Source organism: Pseudomonas sp. B21-054, assembly GCF_026016345.1.
Classification (GTDB): Bacteria; Pseudomonadota; Gammaproteobacteria; order Pseudomonadales; family Pseudomonadaceae; genus Aquipseudomonas.
On sequence record NZ_CP087204.1, the window covers coordinates 5,344,540 to 5,358,043 of the forward strand.

Consider the following 13,504-nt stretch of genomic DNA (forward strand, 5'->3'; position numbering starts at 1 on the left):
GTGGAGGCTTTTTACTGAGTACGCGTGACAAAAAGCTCACACCAACCCATTGCGTTGCGCCAGCTCGATCAGATCCACCAGCGAGCGGGCATTAAGCTTCAACAACAAGCGTGTCTTGTAAGTACTGACCGTCTTGTTGCTCAAAAACATCCCGTCTGCAATTTCCTTGTTGGTTTTTCCGCGAGCCAGTTGCTGCAGGACCATCATCTCCCGCCCGGACAAACGATCCACCATATCGGACTCGCTGGCATTACCAAGACTCGAACGCACCGTATGCAGGGCCTGGTTGGGGAAGTAGCTATAACCGGACAGTACCGCCTTTATCGCACTCAATAACTCGGTGAGGTCCTGCTGCTTGCATACATAACCAGCCGCCCCCGTTTGCATGCAGCGCATTGAGAAGTGTCCAGGTGCCTGGGAGGTCAGCACCAATACCTTCATCGACGAAGGAATTGCAGTCAGGCGGGCGATAACCTCCAAGCCATCCAGTTTCGGAATACCGATATCAAGGATGACAATATCGGGCATAAGTTCTCGGGCCAATTGCAGCGCATCGACACCATTATCTGTTTCGGCAACAACTTCATAACCATGACGCTCCATCAGTAAACGTACAGCAAGACGAATGACGGGATGATCATCCACGATCAGCACTTTATTCATGGGCAAATCCAACTTCGCTGTTCGAATTTTTAGAGCACGCACAATAGCCTAGTCATTTCTACCTTGGCATGCTGCCCCCCCCTGAGTGCTCGCACCGAGAGACGCAACCTACAAGCAATACAGAAAAATCCTACAAATTCCCCGGGAAATAATGTGCCATAAAATTTTTTCACAGCGAGCGGCCACCTCTTCTTAACGACCTGTCGCCCTCGGATGACGCGATTTTCTTCGGCTACCCGCCTCGCCGCAGAGCGATAAAAGCCACTCTCCTCATAAAAAGTAACTGAATTATCTGCCAATAAAACAGCCAGGATTTCGCCATTCAAGCTAAACCTTATATAAAAAGCGGCATTCAACTCAATAATCAAAACAGGCTATAGTCAGCCTTCAACATGACACCTATATCCAATCAATAATCACCGTTCCATTCAATCACCGAGTCTAAATAACCATGAGCATTCACCATGAACAAACCTTTGAAAACCATCACCAACCCCATGACCCTTATTGCTATATTTGCAACTTTATCTGAAACATCCGCGGCCATTTCCCTGCCTTTCCTGGATGACGATGACCGCGAATATTATCTCTGGTTCCTGATCAGTTTCCCGTTCTATCTACTGCTGCTTTTTTTTATAACGCTCAACTTCAATTATCGCTCGTTATATTCGCCGTCCGACTTTCGCAAGAGCAAACACTTTATAAAGACCATGGATGACTCGTCCTCCCGACGTCGACGAGTATTACGGCGAGCGGGCAAGGTCAAAAGATTATTGATGCGCCATCATCGGCATAAACAGGAGGGTCCACAACGGGTCATTTTTCTTGTGTACAGCCAACCGGAAGACCTGATTGAGGCCTATCGGACAAACCATTTAAAACAGGCCACCGGACACACTGAGATCGTCCTGTACGTCATCTACAGCCGCGATAGCGCTGACGGAATGCCGGACAGGCAGGAAGGATGAGGGATCGAACAATAGCGTTGCACGACAGGAGGAGCCGAAAAAAAACGGCCTGCTCAAGGCAGGCCGTTTTCATATCGCCAGGATCAGAACAGCTTGCGACCCTTGTTTGCCGCAATACGCATGCGCAGGGCGTTGAGCTTGATGAAACCGGCTGCGTCGGCCTGGTTGTAAGCGCCACCGTCTTCTTCGAAGGTCGCGATGTTGGCATCGAACAGTGACTCGTCAGACTTACGCCCGGTAACGATCACGTTGCCTTTGTACAGTTTCAGGCGTACGACGCCGTTCACGTGGGCCTGGGAGGCGTCGATCATCTGCTGCAACATCAGACGCTCAGGGCTCCACCAGTAGCCGGTGTAGATCAGGCTGGCGTACTTGGGCATAAGCTCATCCTTGAGGTGAGCCACTTCGCGGTCCAGGGTGATCGATTCGATCGCCCGGTGAGCGCGCAGCATGATGGTGCCGCCTGGGGTTTCGTAGCAACCACGGGACTTCATGCCGACATAGCGGTTCTCGACGATGTCCAGACGACCAATGCCATGTTCGCCGCCGATGCGGTTCAGGGTCGCCAGCACCGTGGCCGGGCTCATTTCCACGCCGTCCAGGGCGACGATATCGCCGTTGCGATAGGTCAACTCCAGGTATTGCGGGGTGTCGGGAGCCTTCTCCGGGGAGACGGTCCAGCGCCACATGTCTTCTTCGTGCTCGGTCCAGGTGTCTTCCAGCACGCCGCCTTCATAGGAGATGTGCAGCAGATTGGCATCCATCGAGTACGGGGATTTTTTCTTGCCGTGACGCTCGATCGGGATCGCGTGCTTCTCGGCGTAGTCCATCAGTTTTTCACGGGACAGCAAGTCCCATTCACGCCACGGGGCAATGACTTTCACGCCTGGCTTGAGGGCATAGGCACCCAGCTCGAAACGCACCTGGTCGTTGCCTTTGCCGGTGGCGCCGTGGGAAATGGCGTCGGCGCCGGTTTCGTTGGCGATTTCGATCAGACGCTTGGCGATCAATGGACGGGCAATGGACGTACCCAGCAGGTACTCGCCTTCGTAAACGGTGTTGGCACGGAACATCGGGAACACGAAGTCGCGGACGAACTCTTCGCGCAGGTCATCGATGTAGATCTCTTTGACGCCCATGGCCTGAGCCTTGGCGCGTGCAGGCTCGACTTCTTCGCCCTGTCCCAGGTCAGCGGTGAAGGTCACCACTTCGCAGTTATAAGTGTCCTGCAGCCACTTGAGGATCACCGAAGTGTCCAGGCCGCCGGAATACGCCAGAACGACCTTGTTTACGTCCGCCATGCCATCACTCCACGGGTTGTACGGAAAGCCGGGAAGTCTAACGTCCAATGCGGATAATTTACAGAGGCGCGACAGCTTATGACGACGAAGCGACAGATTATGTCGAGTGAGCGACGGTCATCGCCGAATCAGGATGTGCGCGCCGTCGCCGGGGCGGGAGTCGGTGCCGAAGTCTTGGCCGGGGCAGCGGCCGGTGCCGGGACCTTGGCCGGGGCCGCGGTAGGTACTGGCGGCGTTGTCGGCTGCGACGCTGGCGCTTCGGTTGGCGCCACGCGCTGCAGGAGCACGACCACGCGGCGGTTCTTGGCCCGGTTGGCGGCGTTGGTATTGGGTGCCAGGGGATAACGTTCGCCATGGAAACGCAGGGTGATCTGCGACTCCTGGAAGCCATTGGCCTTGAAGAAGTCCTGGACCGCCAGGGCCCGGCGACGCGACAGCTCACGGTTGGTCAAGCGGTTGCCGCTGTTATCGGAGTGACCATCGAGTTCGACATGATTGACGCTCGGGTCGGCCTTGATGAAGTCGAGCATCACCTGCAACTGGGCCTTGGCCCGCGCATCGAGCTCGACTTCTTCGCCGGGGAAGCCGATCTGGGTCTGCTTCACCTGTTCGAAGTTCTTCGGCAGCAACTTGGCCACACAGCTCTGATAATCGCTGAAGGCCTTGTTGAAACGCACCGGCAGCAACCGGACTTCCGACACTCGACCGTCCTCGGTGTTGCGCCGTACCACAGGGCTACGACCGTCCATCAGCCCGCTGATCAAGCGACCGGCCTGGACCTGGGAGCTGTTGAACAATACATCGCCACTGCCAATGCTGACCGAACCCAGGTTGATATCGCCCCGCCCCGGTTGCCAGGGTGCCGCCGCCGCCAGCAGGGTCGCCGAACCGCCGCCGAGCATCGGGTTATAGGCCTTGAGCCTGAAGGTAGCCTGCTCACCTGCCCGACGCACGAACTCGCCGCTGCCGAAGTCGGTGATCGGCTGGCTCAACCGGCACTCGAACTTATCGCCTTCGACCGTCCACTCAATGCTCTCCAGACGGGTCTGGAAAGTGAGCGCCATGGCGGGAAAGCTGGCAAACACACTGAGCAAGGCTAAATAACGCTGGCGCACGGGCGGCTCCACTGGCTTTTATACAAAGTTCGACACACGCTGAAGGCATGACACCTGTCCGGGGCACTGCACGGATTCGTGGCACACCTGTAGGAGCTATCGGTAAGTTGCGGCAGAACTTGATAGCGGGTGCCTGAATCGGTCTTTTCCGGTAGCATTCCCCAGAGTTTGACCCGCCTGGAAGCCCCCCAATGTCCGACCGCCTGACCCTGCTGCGTCCCGACGACTGGCATATTCATCTTCGCGATGGTGCTGTGTTGACCCATACCGTCGCCGATGTCGCGCGCACCTTTGGGCGCGCAATCATCATGCCTAACCTGGTTCCGCCGGTGCGCAACGCCGCCGAGGCCGAGGGCTATCGCCAGCGCATCCTGGCCGCACGCCCGGCCGGCAGCCGCTTCGAACCGCTGATGGTGCTGTACCTCACCGACCGCACCCAACCCGAAGAAATACGCGACGCCAAGGCCAGCGGTTTTGTCCATGCCGCCAAGCTGTACCCCGCCGGCGCGACCACCAACTCCGATTCCGGCGTCACCAGCATCGACAAGATCTTCCCCGCACTGGAAGCCATGGCCGAAGTCGGGATGCCTTTGTTGATCCACGGTGAAGTCACCCGGGGTGACGTCGATGTGTTCGACCGCGAGAAAATCTTCATCGACGAGCACATGCGTCGCGTCGTGGAACGGTTCCCAACGCTCAAGGTGGTGTTCGAACACATCACCACCGGCGATGCCGTGCAGTTCGTCAACGAGGCCCCGGCCAACGTTGGCGCGACCATCACCGCGCATCACCTGCTGTACAACCGCAATCACATGCTGGTGGGCGGGATCCGGCCACACTTCTATTGCCTGCCGATCCTCAAGCGCAACACCCATCAGGAAGCCTTGCTCGACGCCGCCACCAGTGGCAGCGCCAAGTTTTTCCTCGGCACGGACTCGGCGCCCCACGCCCGGCACGCCAAGGAAGCGGCCTGCGGTTGCGCCGGCTGCTATACAGCCTATGCCGCCATCGAGATGTATGCCGAGGCGTTCGAACAGCGCAACGCGCTAGACAAACTCGAAGGCTTCGCCAGCCTGCACGGCCCGCGTTTCTATGGCCTGCCGACGAACACCGATCATATTACCCTGGTCCGCGACGAGTGGACCGCCCCCGCCAGCCTGCCCTTCGGCGAGCTGACTGTCATCCCGCTGCGCGCCGGTGAAAAACTGCGCTGGCGCCTGCTGGAGGAAAACGCGTGAGTGAAGATCATTTCGACGATGAACAGGATGGCAATGGCGGTTCGGGCGGCGCCCGTCACCCCATGGCAGCCCGGTTTCGCGGCTACCTGCCAGTCGTCGTCGACGTAGAGACCGGCGGCTTCAACTCGGCCACCGATGCGCTGCTGGAAATCGCCGCGACCACCATCGGCATGGACGAAAAAGGCTTTGTGTTCCCTGACCACACCTATTTTTTCCGCGTCGAACCGTTCGAAGGCGCCAACATCGAAGCGGCGGCCCTGGAATTCACCGGGATCAAGCTCGATCACCCACTGCGCATGGCGGTGAGTGAAGAGACGGCCCTGACCGACATTTTCCGTGGCGTGCGCAAGGCGCTGAAGGCCAACGGTTGCAAGCGCGCGATCCTGGTCGGCCATAACAGCAGCTTCGACCTGGGCTTCCTCAACGCCGCCGTCGCGCGCCTGGACATGAAGCGCAACCCGTTTCACCCGTTCTCCAGCTTCGACACGGCAACCCTGGCTGGCCTGGCGTATGGCCAGACTGTCCTGGCCAAGGCCTGCCAGGCGGCCGACATCGATTTCGATGGCCGTGAAGCCCACTCGGCCCGCTATGACACCGAGAAAACCGCCGAGCTGTTCTGCGGCATCGTCAATCGGTGGAAACAGATGGGTGGCTGGCAGGATTTCGACGACTGACATCGGCGAAAGCACCCATAAAAAAACCGGCCTATCGAGGCCGGTTTTTTTATGCCTGGATGCGCTTACAGCTTGCCACCGTGCTCGGTCAGGTAAGCAGCCACGCCTTCAGGCGATGCGTCCATGCCCTTGTCGCCTTTTTTCCAGTTGGCCGGGCAGACTTCGCCGTGCTCTTCGTGGAATTGCAGTGCGTCGACCAGGCGGATCAGCTCTTCCATGTTACGGCCCAGCGGCAGGTCGTTGATGATCTGCGAACGGACAACGCCTTTGTCGTCGATCAGGAACGCGCCACGGAAGGCCACGCCGCCTTCGGACTCAACGTCATAGGCCTTGGCGATTTCGTGCTTCATGTCGGCAGCCATGGTGTATTTCACCTGGCCGATACCGCCATTGTTGATCGGGGTGTTGCGCCAGGCGTTGTGGGTGAAGTGCGAGTCGATCGAAACGGCGACCACTTCAACGTTACGGGCCTTGAAGTCGTCCATGCGGTGATCCAGTGCGATCAGCTCGGATGGGCAGACGAAGGTGAAGTCCAGCGGATAGAAGAACACCAGGCCGTATTTGCCTTTGATGGCCGAGGACAGGGTGAAGCTGTCGACGATTTCGCCGTTGCCGAGGACGGCTGGAACGGTGAAGTCAGGGGCTTGTTTGCCTACGAGTACGCTCATTGGATATCTCCTGGTGTAATAACGTGAAAAACAAGGTCCGTGCCAGCCTGCCACCTCCAGGCGACAGCCCTGTGACACGAACCCGCTTCGCAAGGACCGACCATCATACACTGCGGGTTTGGACTGTCTTCAACGGTTTTTCGACGTCATTGAAAAATCGCCGCTTGCCTCTGCGGTAACAGATAAAACCGTTCGTCAGCCAGGCGGTGCTCTGGCGCAAAGGTTTCAGAAACCACTTTGACAATCATTCTCGTTAACATTAAGATCCGTCCCAATTGAGTCACAACCAGCGACGGTTCTTACTTATGTATGTATGCCTCTGCACTGGCGTCACCGACGGGCAAATCCGCGAAGCGATCTATGAAGGTTGCTGCAGCTATCGCGAAGTCCGCCAGGCCACCGGCGTAGCCAGCCAATGCGGTAAATGTGCGTGCCTGGCCAAGGAAGTGGTTCGTGAAACCCTCGCCAAAGTGCAAACGGCCCAGGCCTCGATTCCCTATCCGGTAGAATTTACTGCCGCTTGAAACCAGCTTTTTGAAGAACCGGACTTAATGTCCGGTTTTTTTATGCCTGTAAATCAAGCGCTTAGCCTCCAGACGCGGAACATAAACATTCTTATTCCGATTAATTTTCATTTATTATTCAATAACTTAGGTTTGACACTCGGAAATACGCGGCTCAAACTCTGCCTTATACACAGCTATTACAGGGCAGGCCTCACCATGAAAGGCGACATTACAGTCATCCAGCATCTCAACAAGATCCTTGCCAATGAGCTGGTCGCGATCAACCAATACTTCCTGCATGCGCGCATGTACGAGGATTGGGGCCTGAACAAGCTGGGCAAGCACGAGTACCACGAATCCATCGATGAGATGAAGCACGCGGACAAGCTGATCAAGCGCATCCTGTTTCTCGAAGGCCTGCCGAACGTCCAGGACCTGGGCAAGCTGCACATCGGCGAGCACACCCGGGAAATGCTCGAGTGCGACCTGCGTATCGAACGCACCGGCCATGCCGACCTGAAAGCCGCCATCGCCCATTGCGAGTCCGTTGGCGACTTTGGCAGCCGTGAACTGCTGGAAGACATCCTCGAGTCCGAAGAAGAACACATCGACTGGCTGGAAACCCAATTGGGCCTGATCGACAAGGTGGGTCTGGAGAACTACCTGCAATCGCAGATGGGTGAAGAGTAACCTTCCCCGGCAGCAAGCCACTAAAAAGCCCCGCCCTCTTTCGAGAGGCGGGGCTTTTTATTACCTGTGTTTCAGGCATACCGCAATCCACTGTGGGAGCGAGCTTGCTCGCGATAGTGGTGGGTCAAGTAAAGAAAATACTACTGACACATCGCTATCGCGAGCAAGCTCACTCCCACAAGGTTCTGCTCACCACACTCTGTGTGGTGAAGAACCCCATGGATCAGGCTTCAGTTTTGTTCGCCGCAGCTTCTTCTACCGCTTTCTTGATCGTGGCTTGCAGAGAGCCGTCAGCGGCCATCTCGGTCATGATGTCGCTACCGCCGACCAGCTCACCGGCCACCCACAGTTGCGGGAAAGTCGGCCAGTTGGCGTATTTTGGCAGGTTGGCGCGGATTTCCGGGTTCTGCAGGATGTCCACGTAGGCAAACTTCTCGCCACACGCCATCACAGCCTGAGCAGCCTTGGCCGAGAAGCCGCACTGTGGCGCGTTCGGCGAGCCTTTCATGTAAAGCAGGATGGTGTTGTTGGCAATCTGGTCTTTAATCGTTTCGATGATATCCATGGAGCACCTCGGCTTAAACTTTCGCGACTTAGTTTGTCGACACGGTGGCGCATTGTAACGGAAAGCCAAGCACGCTGCTCGCTCTGGCCGAGAGACAAATTCACGCAGCCGCCACCTTCACCGGTACGCCATTGAGCGCCGCATTCCCGGACAACTCATCGAGCTGACAATCATCGGTCAGGTCATTGGCGCTGGAACCAGGCTGGCCACTGGCAATGCTCATCTGCACACCCGGCCGGGCATGACCCCAACCATGGGGCAAGCTGACCACGCCTTTCATCATGTCCAGGCTGCCCTGCACCTCCACTTCGATCATACCCACCCGCGAACTGACCTTCACCCGCTGTCCGTCGATAAGGCCGCGACTGGCGAGGTCATCCGGGTGCATCAGCAACTGATGACGCGGCTTGCCCTTCACCAGCCGATGGAAGTTGTGCATCCAGGAATTATTGCTGCGCACATGGCGCCGGCCAATCATCAGCAACTCATCGGGTGCTGGAGCCTGCAACGCGGCAAAACGCTGCAGGTCGGCGAGTATCACGGCCGGCGCGGCCTGTACCCGTTGGTTTTCGGTTTTCAAGCGCGGGGCCAGGTTGGGTTTCAGAGCGCCAAGGTCGATACCGTGGGGATGATCGAACAAAGTCGCCAGGGACAATTTGTGTGGCGAGGCATCGCCGTACGCCCCGTTGCGCAGGCCGAAATCGATCATTTGTGCCGGTGGCATGGTCGGCTTGAGCTCCTTGCCAGTCCGGGCCGCAAAGGCCTTGGCCAGGCCGACGAAGATTTCCCAGTCGTGCAATGCTCCTTCGGGCTTGGGCAGGATCGCCCGGTTGAAACGGGTCACGTTGCGCACCGCGAACAGGTTGAACGTGGTGTCGTAGTGGTCGTTTTCCAGCGCCGAGGTCGAGGGCAGGATCAGATCGGCGTAGCGCGTGGTTTCGTTGATGTACAAATCGATGCTGACCATGAACTCCAGCCCGTCCAGCGCCTGTTCCAGTTGTCGGCCGTTGGGTGTAGACAGCGCCGGGTTACCCGCCACGGTGACCAACGCACGAATCTGGCCCTCGCCCTCGGTGAGCATTTCTTCGGCCAGGGCCGACACCGGCAACTCTCCGGCGTACTCGGGACGCCCGGACACTCGGCTTTGCCAGCGGTTGAAATGCCCGCCCGAGGTGGTGGCCACCAGATCCACCGCCGGCTCGGTGCACAGCGCCCCGCCCACCCGGTCGAGATTGCCGGTCACCAGGTTGATCACTTGAATCAGCCAATGGCACAACGTGCCAAACGCCTGGGTCGAGACGCCCATGCGTCCATAGCAAACGGCAGACGGTGCGGCGGCAAAGTCCCGGGCCAATTGACGGATCTGGGTTGCCGGCACCGCACAGAGCGGGCTCATTGCTTCCGCCGTGAAGGCTGCGACAGCCTCGCGCACCTCTTCCAGGCCGTCCACCGGCAAGTGGCTGTCACGGGTCAGGCCCTCGCCGAACAGTGTATTGAGCAAGCCAAACAGCAGCGCGGCGTCGCCACCGGGGCGCACAAAGATATGTTGGTCCGCAATGACAGCCGTTTCGCTGCGACGCGGATCGACCACAACCACTTTGCCGCCACGGGCCTGGATCGCCTTGAGGCGTTTCTCCACGTCCGGCACGGTCATGATGCTGCCGTTGGACGCCAGTGGGTTGCCGCCCAGGATCAGCATGAAGTCGGTGTGGTCGATATCCGGAATCGGCAGCAGCAGGCCGTGGCCGTACATCAGGTGGCTGGTCAGGTGATGGGGCAGTTGATCCACCGAGGTCGCCGAGAAGCGGCTACGGGTTTTCAACAGGCCCAGGAAATAGTTGCTGTGGGTCATCAGCCCGTAGTTATGCACGCTGGGGTTGCCTTGGTAGACCGCCACCGCGTTCTGACCGTGGCGCGCCTGGATATCCGCCAGACGCTCGGCCACCAGCGCAAAGGCATCGTCCCAGGCGATGGGCTGCCACTCGTTGCCAATCCGCTGCATGGGCTGGCGCAGGCGGTCCGGATCGTTCTGGATATCTTGCAGGGCCACGGCCTTGGGGCAGATATGCCCGCGGCTGAAACTGTCCAGCGCATCGCCCTTGATCGAGGTGATCACCAGGCCTTGGCCTTCGGTTTCGGTGGTTTCGAGAGTCAAGCCGCAGATGGCTTCACACAGATGGCACGCACGGTGGTGGAGAGTCTTGGTCATGGCCAGTCTCTGTTTTATTCGTGGCGGGCGCTTTCGGCCGCGGGAAGAAAACTATGGCGTGTGACCGGCCCCTTTGCCAGCGACGTTCGTCCTGTGAATTGCCGGGCATCAGGCCCGCCGATGAAGTGGCGTCAAGGCTGCTCGGAAGGCGGCGCCAACAGCTGGATTTCTTCGACGGTTTCCACCTGTTCCTGGGCGATGGGCACGCCCGTCAGCTCACCGATCAGCCGCCAATGCTCGTCGAGCCCGTTGCTGATAGTGGCCATGCGATCGATCATCCGGCGGCCGGCGGCCTTGGTCACCTCGTCGTCGCTGCGCAACAACTCGAATGACATGGACGTCACCGATGCGGTCAGATGCGTCAGGGAACGTGCCGTCAGCCCCAGTAGTTCCATCAATTGTCGCTCTTTCGAATCCATTTCGGGGCTCCTGCGTCTAGAAGCTCATTTATAACCCAGCCCCTTGCAATAGGAAATGTTTCACGTCCGACCACAGACCGGCGAAGCCCCGGGATATCGGCTCACAAACGACCTTCAACCACGTCGAGCCCGCCCTGCTTGATTGCCAAGCCGAGCAACGCCAGTGTACAAATGGGGCGCTGCTGTCAGGAAACCGGCTTCATACATGCCATCACAGACCTGTGATGACCGCGCTGAAATCCCCAAAAACCGTAGCCCTATTGGTAAGACGCGACATTTCCTTATAAGATCGCGCCTTCCCCTATTTCGTCGCCCCGTGCGGCTTTTGCCGCAGGTCTCGCCCGTTTTTTGAATAAACAAGGCTTTGAGTATCTGCGGTCAGTAACAAAAGGTAGTCAATCATGAGCGCAAGGCACTTTCTCTCCCTGATGGATTTCACGTCCGATGAGTTGCTCGGCGTGATCCGTCGAGGCGTGGAGCTCAAGGACCTGCGTAACCGCGGCGTACTGTTCGAGCCCTTGAAAAACCGCGTGCTGGGGATGATCTTCGAGAAGTCATCGACCCGCACCCGTATCTCTTTCGAAGCCGGCATGATCCAGCTCGGCGGCCAGGCGATTTTCCTGTCGCCGCGCGACACCCAGCTGGGCCGTGGCGAACCGATCAGCGATTGCGCCATCGTCATGTCGAGCATGCTCGACGCCGTGATGATCCGTACCTTCGCCCACAGCACCCTGACCGAGTTCGCGGCCCATTCCCGCGTACCGGTGATCAACGGCCTGTCCGATGACCTGCACCCCTGCCAGCTGCTGGCCGACATGCAGACCTTCCTCGAGCACCGTGGCTCGATCCAGGGCAAGACCGTGACCTGGATCGGCGATGGCAACAACATGTGCAACAGCTACATAGAAGCCTCGATGCAGTTCGACTTCCAACTGCGCATCGCCTGCCCCGAAGGCTACGACCCGAACGCCGAGCTGGTTGCCAGGGCCGGGGACCGGGTGACCATCGTGCGCGATCCGAAACAGGCCATGACCGGAGCACACCTGGTGAGCACCGACGTCTGGACCTCCATGGGCCAGGAAGAAGAAACCGCCAAGCGCCTCAAGCTGTTCGCGCCGTTCCAGGTCAATCGGGCCCTGCTCGACCTGGCGGATGCCGATGTGCTGTTCATGCACTGCCTGCCAGCCCATCGTGGCGAGGAAATCAGCTTCGACTTGCTGGACGACCCACGTTCGGTGGCATGGGACCAGGCAGAAAATCGCCTGCATGCGCAAAAGGCCCTGCTCGAGTTTCTGGTCGAGCCGGCGTACCACCACGCATGAGCCATCCGCTGCTACTGAATCTGCACAACCTGGCCTGCGGTTACCAAAACCAGCGAGTCGTCCAGAACCTCAACCTGCACCTCAATGCCGGCGATATCGGCTGCCTGCTCGGTTCGTCCGGGTGCGGCAAGACCACGACGTTGCGCGCCATCGCCGGCTTCGAGCCGGTGCACGAGGGTGAGATTCAATTGGCCGGGGAAACCATCTCCCGCCCAGGCTTCACCCTCGCCCCGGAAAAACGCCGCATCGGCATGGTGTTCCAGGACTATGCGCTGTTCCCCCACCTGAGCGTGGCCGAGAACATTGCCTTCGGCATCCGCAAGCATCCCCATAAGGATCGCGTCGTCGAAGAGCTGCTGGACCTGGTCAATCTGAAAAACCTGGGCAAGCGCTTTCCCCATGAACTGTCCGGTGGCCAGCAACAGCGCGTGGCACTGGCCCGTGCACTGGCACCCGAGCCGCAATTACTGTTGCTCGATGAGCCGTTCTCCAACCTCGACGGCGAGCTGCGACGCAAACTCAGCCATGAGGTGCGGGATATTCTCAAGGCCCGCGGCACCAGCGCGATCCTGGTCACCCACGATCAGGAAGAAGCCTTCGCCGTGAGTGATCATGTCGGTGTGTTCAAGGAAGGTCGCCTGGAACAGTGGGATACGCCCTACAACCTCTATCACGAACCGCTGACACCCTTCGTCGCCAGCTTCATTGGCCAGGGTTACTTCATTCGTGGCCAACTGGACAGCCCGGAATCGGTGCAGACCGAGCTGGGCATCCTGCGGGGCAATCGAGCCTACACCTGGCCGATCGGCGGCGCGGTGGATGTGTTGTTGCGACCGGACGATATCGTCTATGCGCCGGACAGTCCGCTCACCGCCCACATCGTCGGCAAGACGTTCCTGGGCGCCTCGACCTTGTATCGCCTGCAACTGCCGACGGGTGCGCAACTGGAATCGATCTTCCCAAGCCATGCCGACCATCAGATCGGAGCCCAGGTCGGCATTCGGGTAGCGGCTGAACATCTTGTGCTGTTCCAGGCCTCGGGCAGCACGGCGGCGCACCTACCGCCGGTGGAAAGCGGCGTGCGGCGCTACAGCACCGCCAGCTAGCGCTTGGATACTGTGGTGAGGGGATTTATCCCCTCACCACAGTGCATACAATGCACAGGG

Annotated in this window: 14 protein-coding genes; 7 read left to right on the plus strand and 7 right to left on the minus strand. The window is 58.8% G+C overall.

The features are described from left to right. Positions 1-36: 36 nt before the first annotated feature. Positions 37-663 carry a response regulator transcription factor gene (locus tag LOY70_RS23225; RefSeq protein WP_053124532.1) on the minus strand — a complete coding sequence of 209 codons (627 nt, stop codon included), beginning with the start codon at positions 661-663 and terminating at the stop codon, positions 37-39. A gap of 464 nt (positions 664-1,127) precedes the next feature. On the opposite strand from LOY70_RS23225, the gene LOY70_RS23230 reads away from it, so the two are divergent. Continuing rightward, positions 1,128-1,631 carry a hypothetical protein gene (locus tag LOY70_RS23230; protein WP_265029456.1) on the plus strand — a complete coding sequence of 168 codons (504 nt, stop codon included), beginning with the start codon at positions 1,128-1,130 and terminating at the stop codon, positions 1,629-1,631. An 83-nt stretch (positions 1,632-1,714) separates the two neighbouring features. Here the strand turns inward: LOY70_RS23230 and LOY70_RS23235 are convergent, their stop codons facing one another. Together LOY70_RS23235 and LOY70_RS23240 are read right to left on the minus strand one after the other, a co-directional pair. Then, a complete protein-coding gene (locus LOY70_RS23235; protein ID WP_003204943.1) occupies positions 1,715-2,932 on the minus strand; it encodes an argininosuccinate synthase in 1,218 nt (405 codons plus the stop codon). A 128-nt stretch (positions 2,933-3,060) separates the two neighbouring features. Continuing rightward, positions 3,061-4,047 (minus strand): flagellar protein MotY, encoded by a 987-nt coding sequence (locus LOY70_RS23240; protein ID WP_265029457.1) that lies wholly within the window; start codon positions 4,045-4,047, stop codon positions 3,061-3,063. A 191-nt stretch (positions 4,048-4,238) separates the two neighbouring features. Here LOY70_RS23240 and pyrC point away from each other — a divergent pair, with 191 nt between their 5' ends. Together pyrC and rnt are read left to right on the plus strand one after the other, a co-directional pair. Then, positions 4,239-5,285, plus strand: coding sequence for a dihydroorotase (pyrC, locus tag LOY70_RS23245; RefSeq protein ID WP_265029458.1), 1,047 nt, complete (start codon positions 4,239-4,241; stop codon positions 5,283-5,285). Then, positions 5,282-5,959, plus strand: coding sequence for a ribonuclease T (gene rnt / locus LOY70_RS23250; protein WP_025215178.1), 678 nt, complete (start codon positions 5,282-5,284; stop codon positions 5,957-5,959). The genes pyrC and rnt overlap by 4 nt, the downstream gene beginning before the upstream one ends. Before the next feature lie 65 nt (positions 5,960-6,024). Here rnt and LOY70_RS23255 read toward each other — a convergent pair whose 3' ends face one another. After that, entirely contained in the window at positions 6,025-6,627 is a 603-nt protein-coding gene (locus tag LOY70_RS23255) for a peroxiredoxin (RefSeq protein WP_025215179.1), read from the minus strand. Positions 6,628-6,932: 305 nt separating this feature from the next. On the opposite strand from LOY70_RS23255, the gene LOY70_RS23260 reads away from it, so the two are divergent. Then, positions 6,933-7,151: a bacterioferritin-associated ferredoxin gene (locus LOY70_RS23260; RefSeq protein ID WP_003178704.1), complete on the plus strand. Its 219-nt coding sequence runs from the start codon at positions 6,933-6,935 to the stop codon at positions 7,149-7,151. A gap of 198 nt (positions 7,152-7,349) precedes the next feature. After that, complete coding sequence (bfr, locus tag LOY70_RS23265; RefSeq protein WP_003178701.1) at positions 7,350-7,823, plus strand: bacterioferritin; 474 nt, start codon at positions 7,350-7,352, stop codon at positions 7,821-7,823. Positions 7,824-8,046: 223 nt separating this feature from the next. On the opposite strand, the gene grxD is transcribed toward bfr, so the two are convergent. The 3 genes from grxD to LOY70_RS23280 form a co-directional block, all read right to left on the minus strand. After that, entirely contained in the window at positions 8,047-8,388 is a 342-nt protein-coding gene (grxD, locus tag LOY70_RS23270; protein WP_123346479.1) for a Grx4 family monothiol glutaredoxin, read from the minus strand. 100 nt (positions 8,389-8,488) lie between these two features. Continuing rightward, positions 8,489-10,597, minus strand: coding sequence for a molybdopterin oxidoreductase family protein (locus LOY70_RS23275; protein ID WP_265029459.1), 2,109 nt, complete (start codon positions 10,595-10,597; stop codon positions 8,489-8,491). Between the two features lie 131 nt (positions 10,598-10,728). Then, the gene (locus tag LOY70_RS23280; protein WP_123346483.1) at positions 10,729-11,016 is read right to left on the minus strand and encodes a hypothetical protein; all 288 of its coding nucleotides are present in this window, start codon (positions 11,014-11,016) and stop codon (positions 10,729-10,731) included. Positions 11,017-11,417: 401 nt separating this feature from the next. On the opposite strand from LOY70_RS23280, the gene argF reads away from it, so the two are divergent. Continuing rightward, the gene (gene argF, locus LOY70_RS23285; protein ID WP_265029460.1) at positions 11,418-12,338 is read left to right on the plus strand and encodes an ornithine carbamoyltransferase; all 921 of its coding nucleotides are present in this window, start codon (positions 11,418-11,420) and stop codon (positions 12,336-12,338) included. Next, the gene (locus tag LOY70_RS23290) at positions 12,335-13,444 is read left to right on the plus strand and encodes an ABC transporter ATP-binding protein (protein WP_265029461.1); all 1,110 of its coding nucleotides are present in this window, start codon (positions 12,335-12,337) and stop codon (positions 13,442-13,444) included. Before argF ends, LOY70_RS23290 begins: the two co-directional genes overlap by 4 nt. Positions 13,445-13,504: the final 60 nt, after the last annotated feature.

Bases quoted from the DNA above. Each gene is read 5' to 3' on its own strand.
- LOY70_RS23225 (WP_053124532.1), bottom strand. From the start codon at position 663: ATGAATAAAGTGCTGATCGTGGATGATCATCCCGTCATTCGTCTTGCT.
- LOY70_RS23230 (WP_265029456.1), top strand. From the start codon at position 1,128: ATGAACAAACCTTTGAAAACCATCACCAACCCCATGACCCTTATTGCT.
- LOY70_RS23235 (WP_003204943.1), bottom strand. From the start codon at position 2,932: ATGGCGGACGTAAACAAGGTCGTTCTGGCGTATTCCGGCGGCCTGGAC.
- pyrC (WP_265029458.1), top strand. From the start codon at position 4,239: ATGTCCGACCGCCTGACCCTGCTGCGTCCCGACGACTGGCATATTCAT.
- LOY70_RS23255 (WP_025215179.1), bottom strand. From the start codon at position 6,627: ATGAGCGTACTCGTAGGCAAACAAGCCCCTGACTTCACCGTTCCAGCC.
- LOY70_RS23260 (WP_003178704.1), top strand. From the start codon at position 6,933: ATGTATGTATGCCTCTGCACTGGCGTCACCGACGGGCAAATCCGCGAA.
- bfr (WP_003178701.1), top strand. From the start codon at position 7,350: ATGAAAGGCGACATTACAGTCATCCAGCATCTCAACAAGATCCTTGCC.
- grxD (WP_123346479.1), bottom strand. From the start codon at position 8,388: ATGGATATCATCGAAACGATTAAAGACCAGATTGCCAACAACACCATC.
- LOY70_RS23275 (WP_265029459.1), bottom strand. From the start codon at position 10,597: ATGACCAAGACTCTCCACCACCGTGCGTGCCATCTGTGTGAAGCCATC.
- LOY70_RS23280 (WP_123346483.1), bottom strand. From the start codon at position 11,016: ATGGATTCGAAAGAGCGACAATTGATGGAACTACTGGGGCTGACGGCA.
- argF (WP_265029460.1), top strand. From the start codon at position 11,418: ATGAGCGCAAGGCACTTTCTCTCCCTGATGGATTTCACGTCCGATGAG.
- LOY70_RS23290 (WP_265029461.1), top strand. From the start codon at position 12,335: ATGAGCCATCCGCTGCTACTGAATCTGCACAACCTGGCCTGCGGTTAC.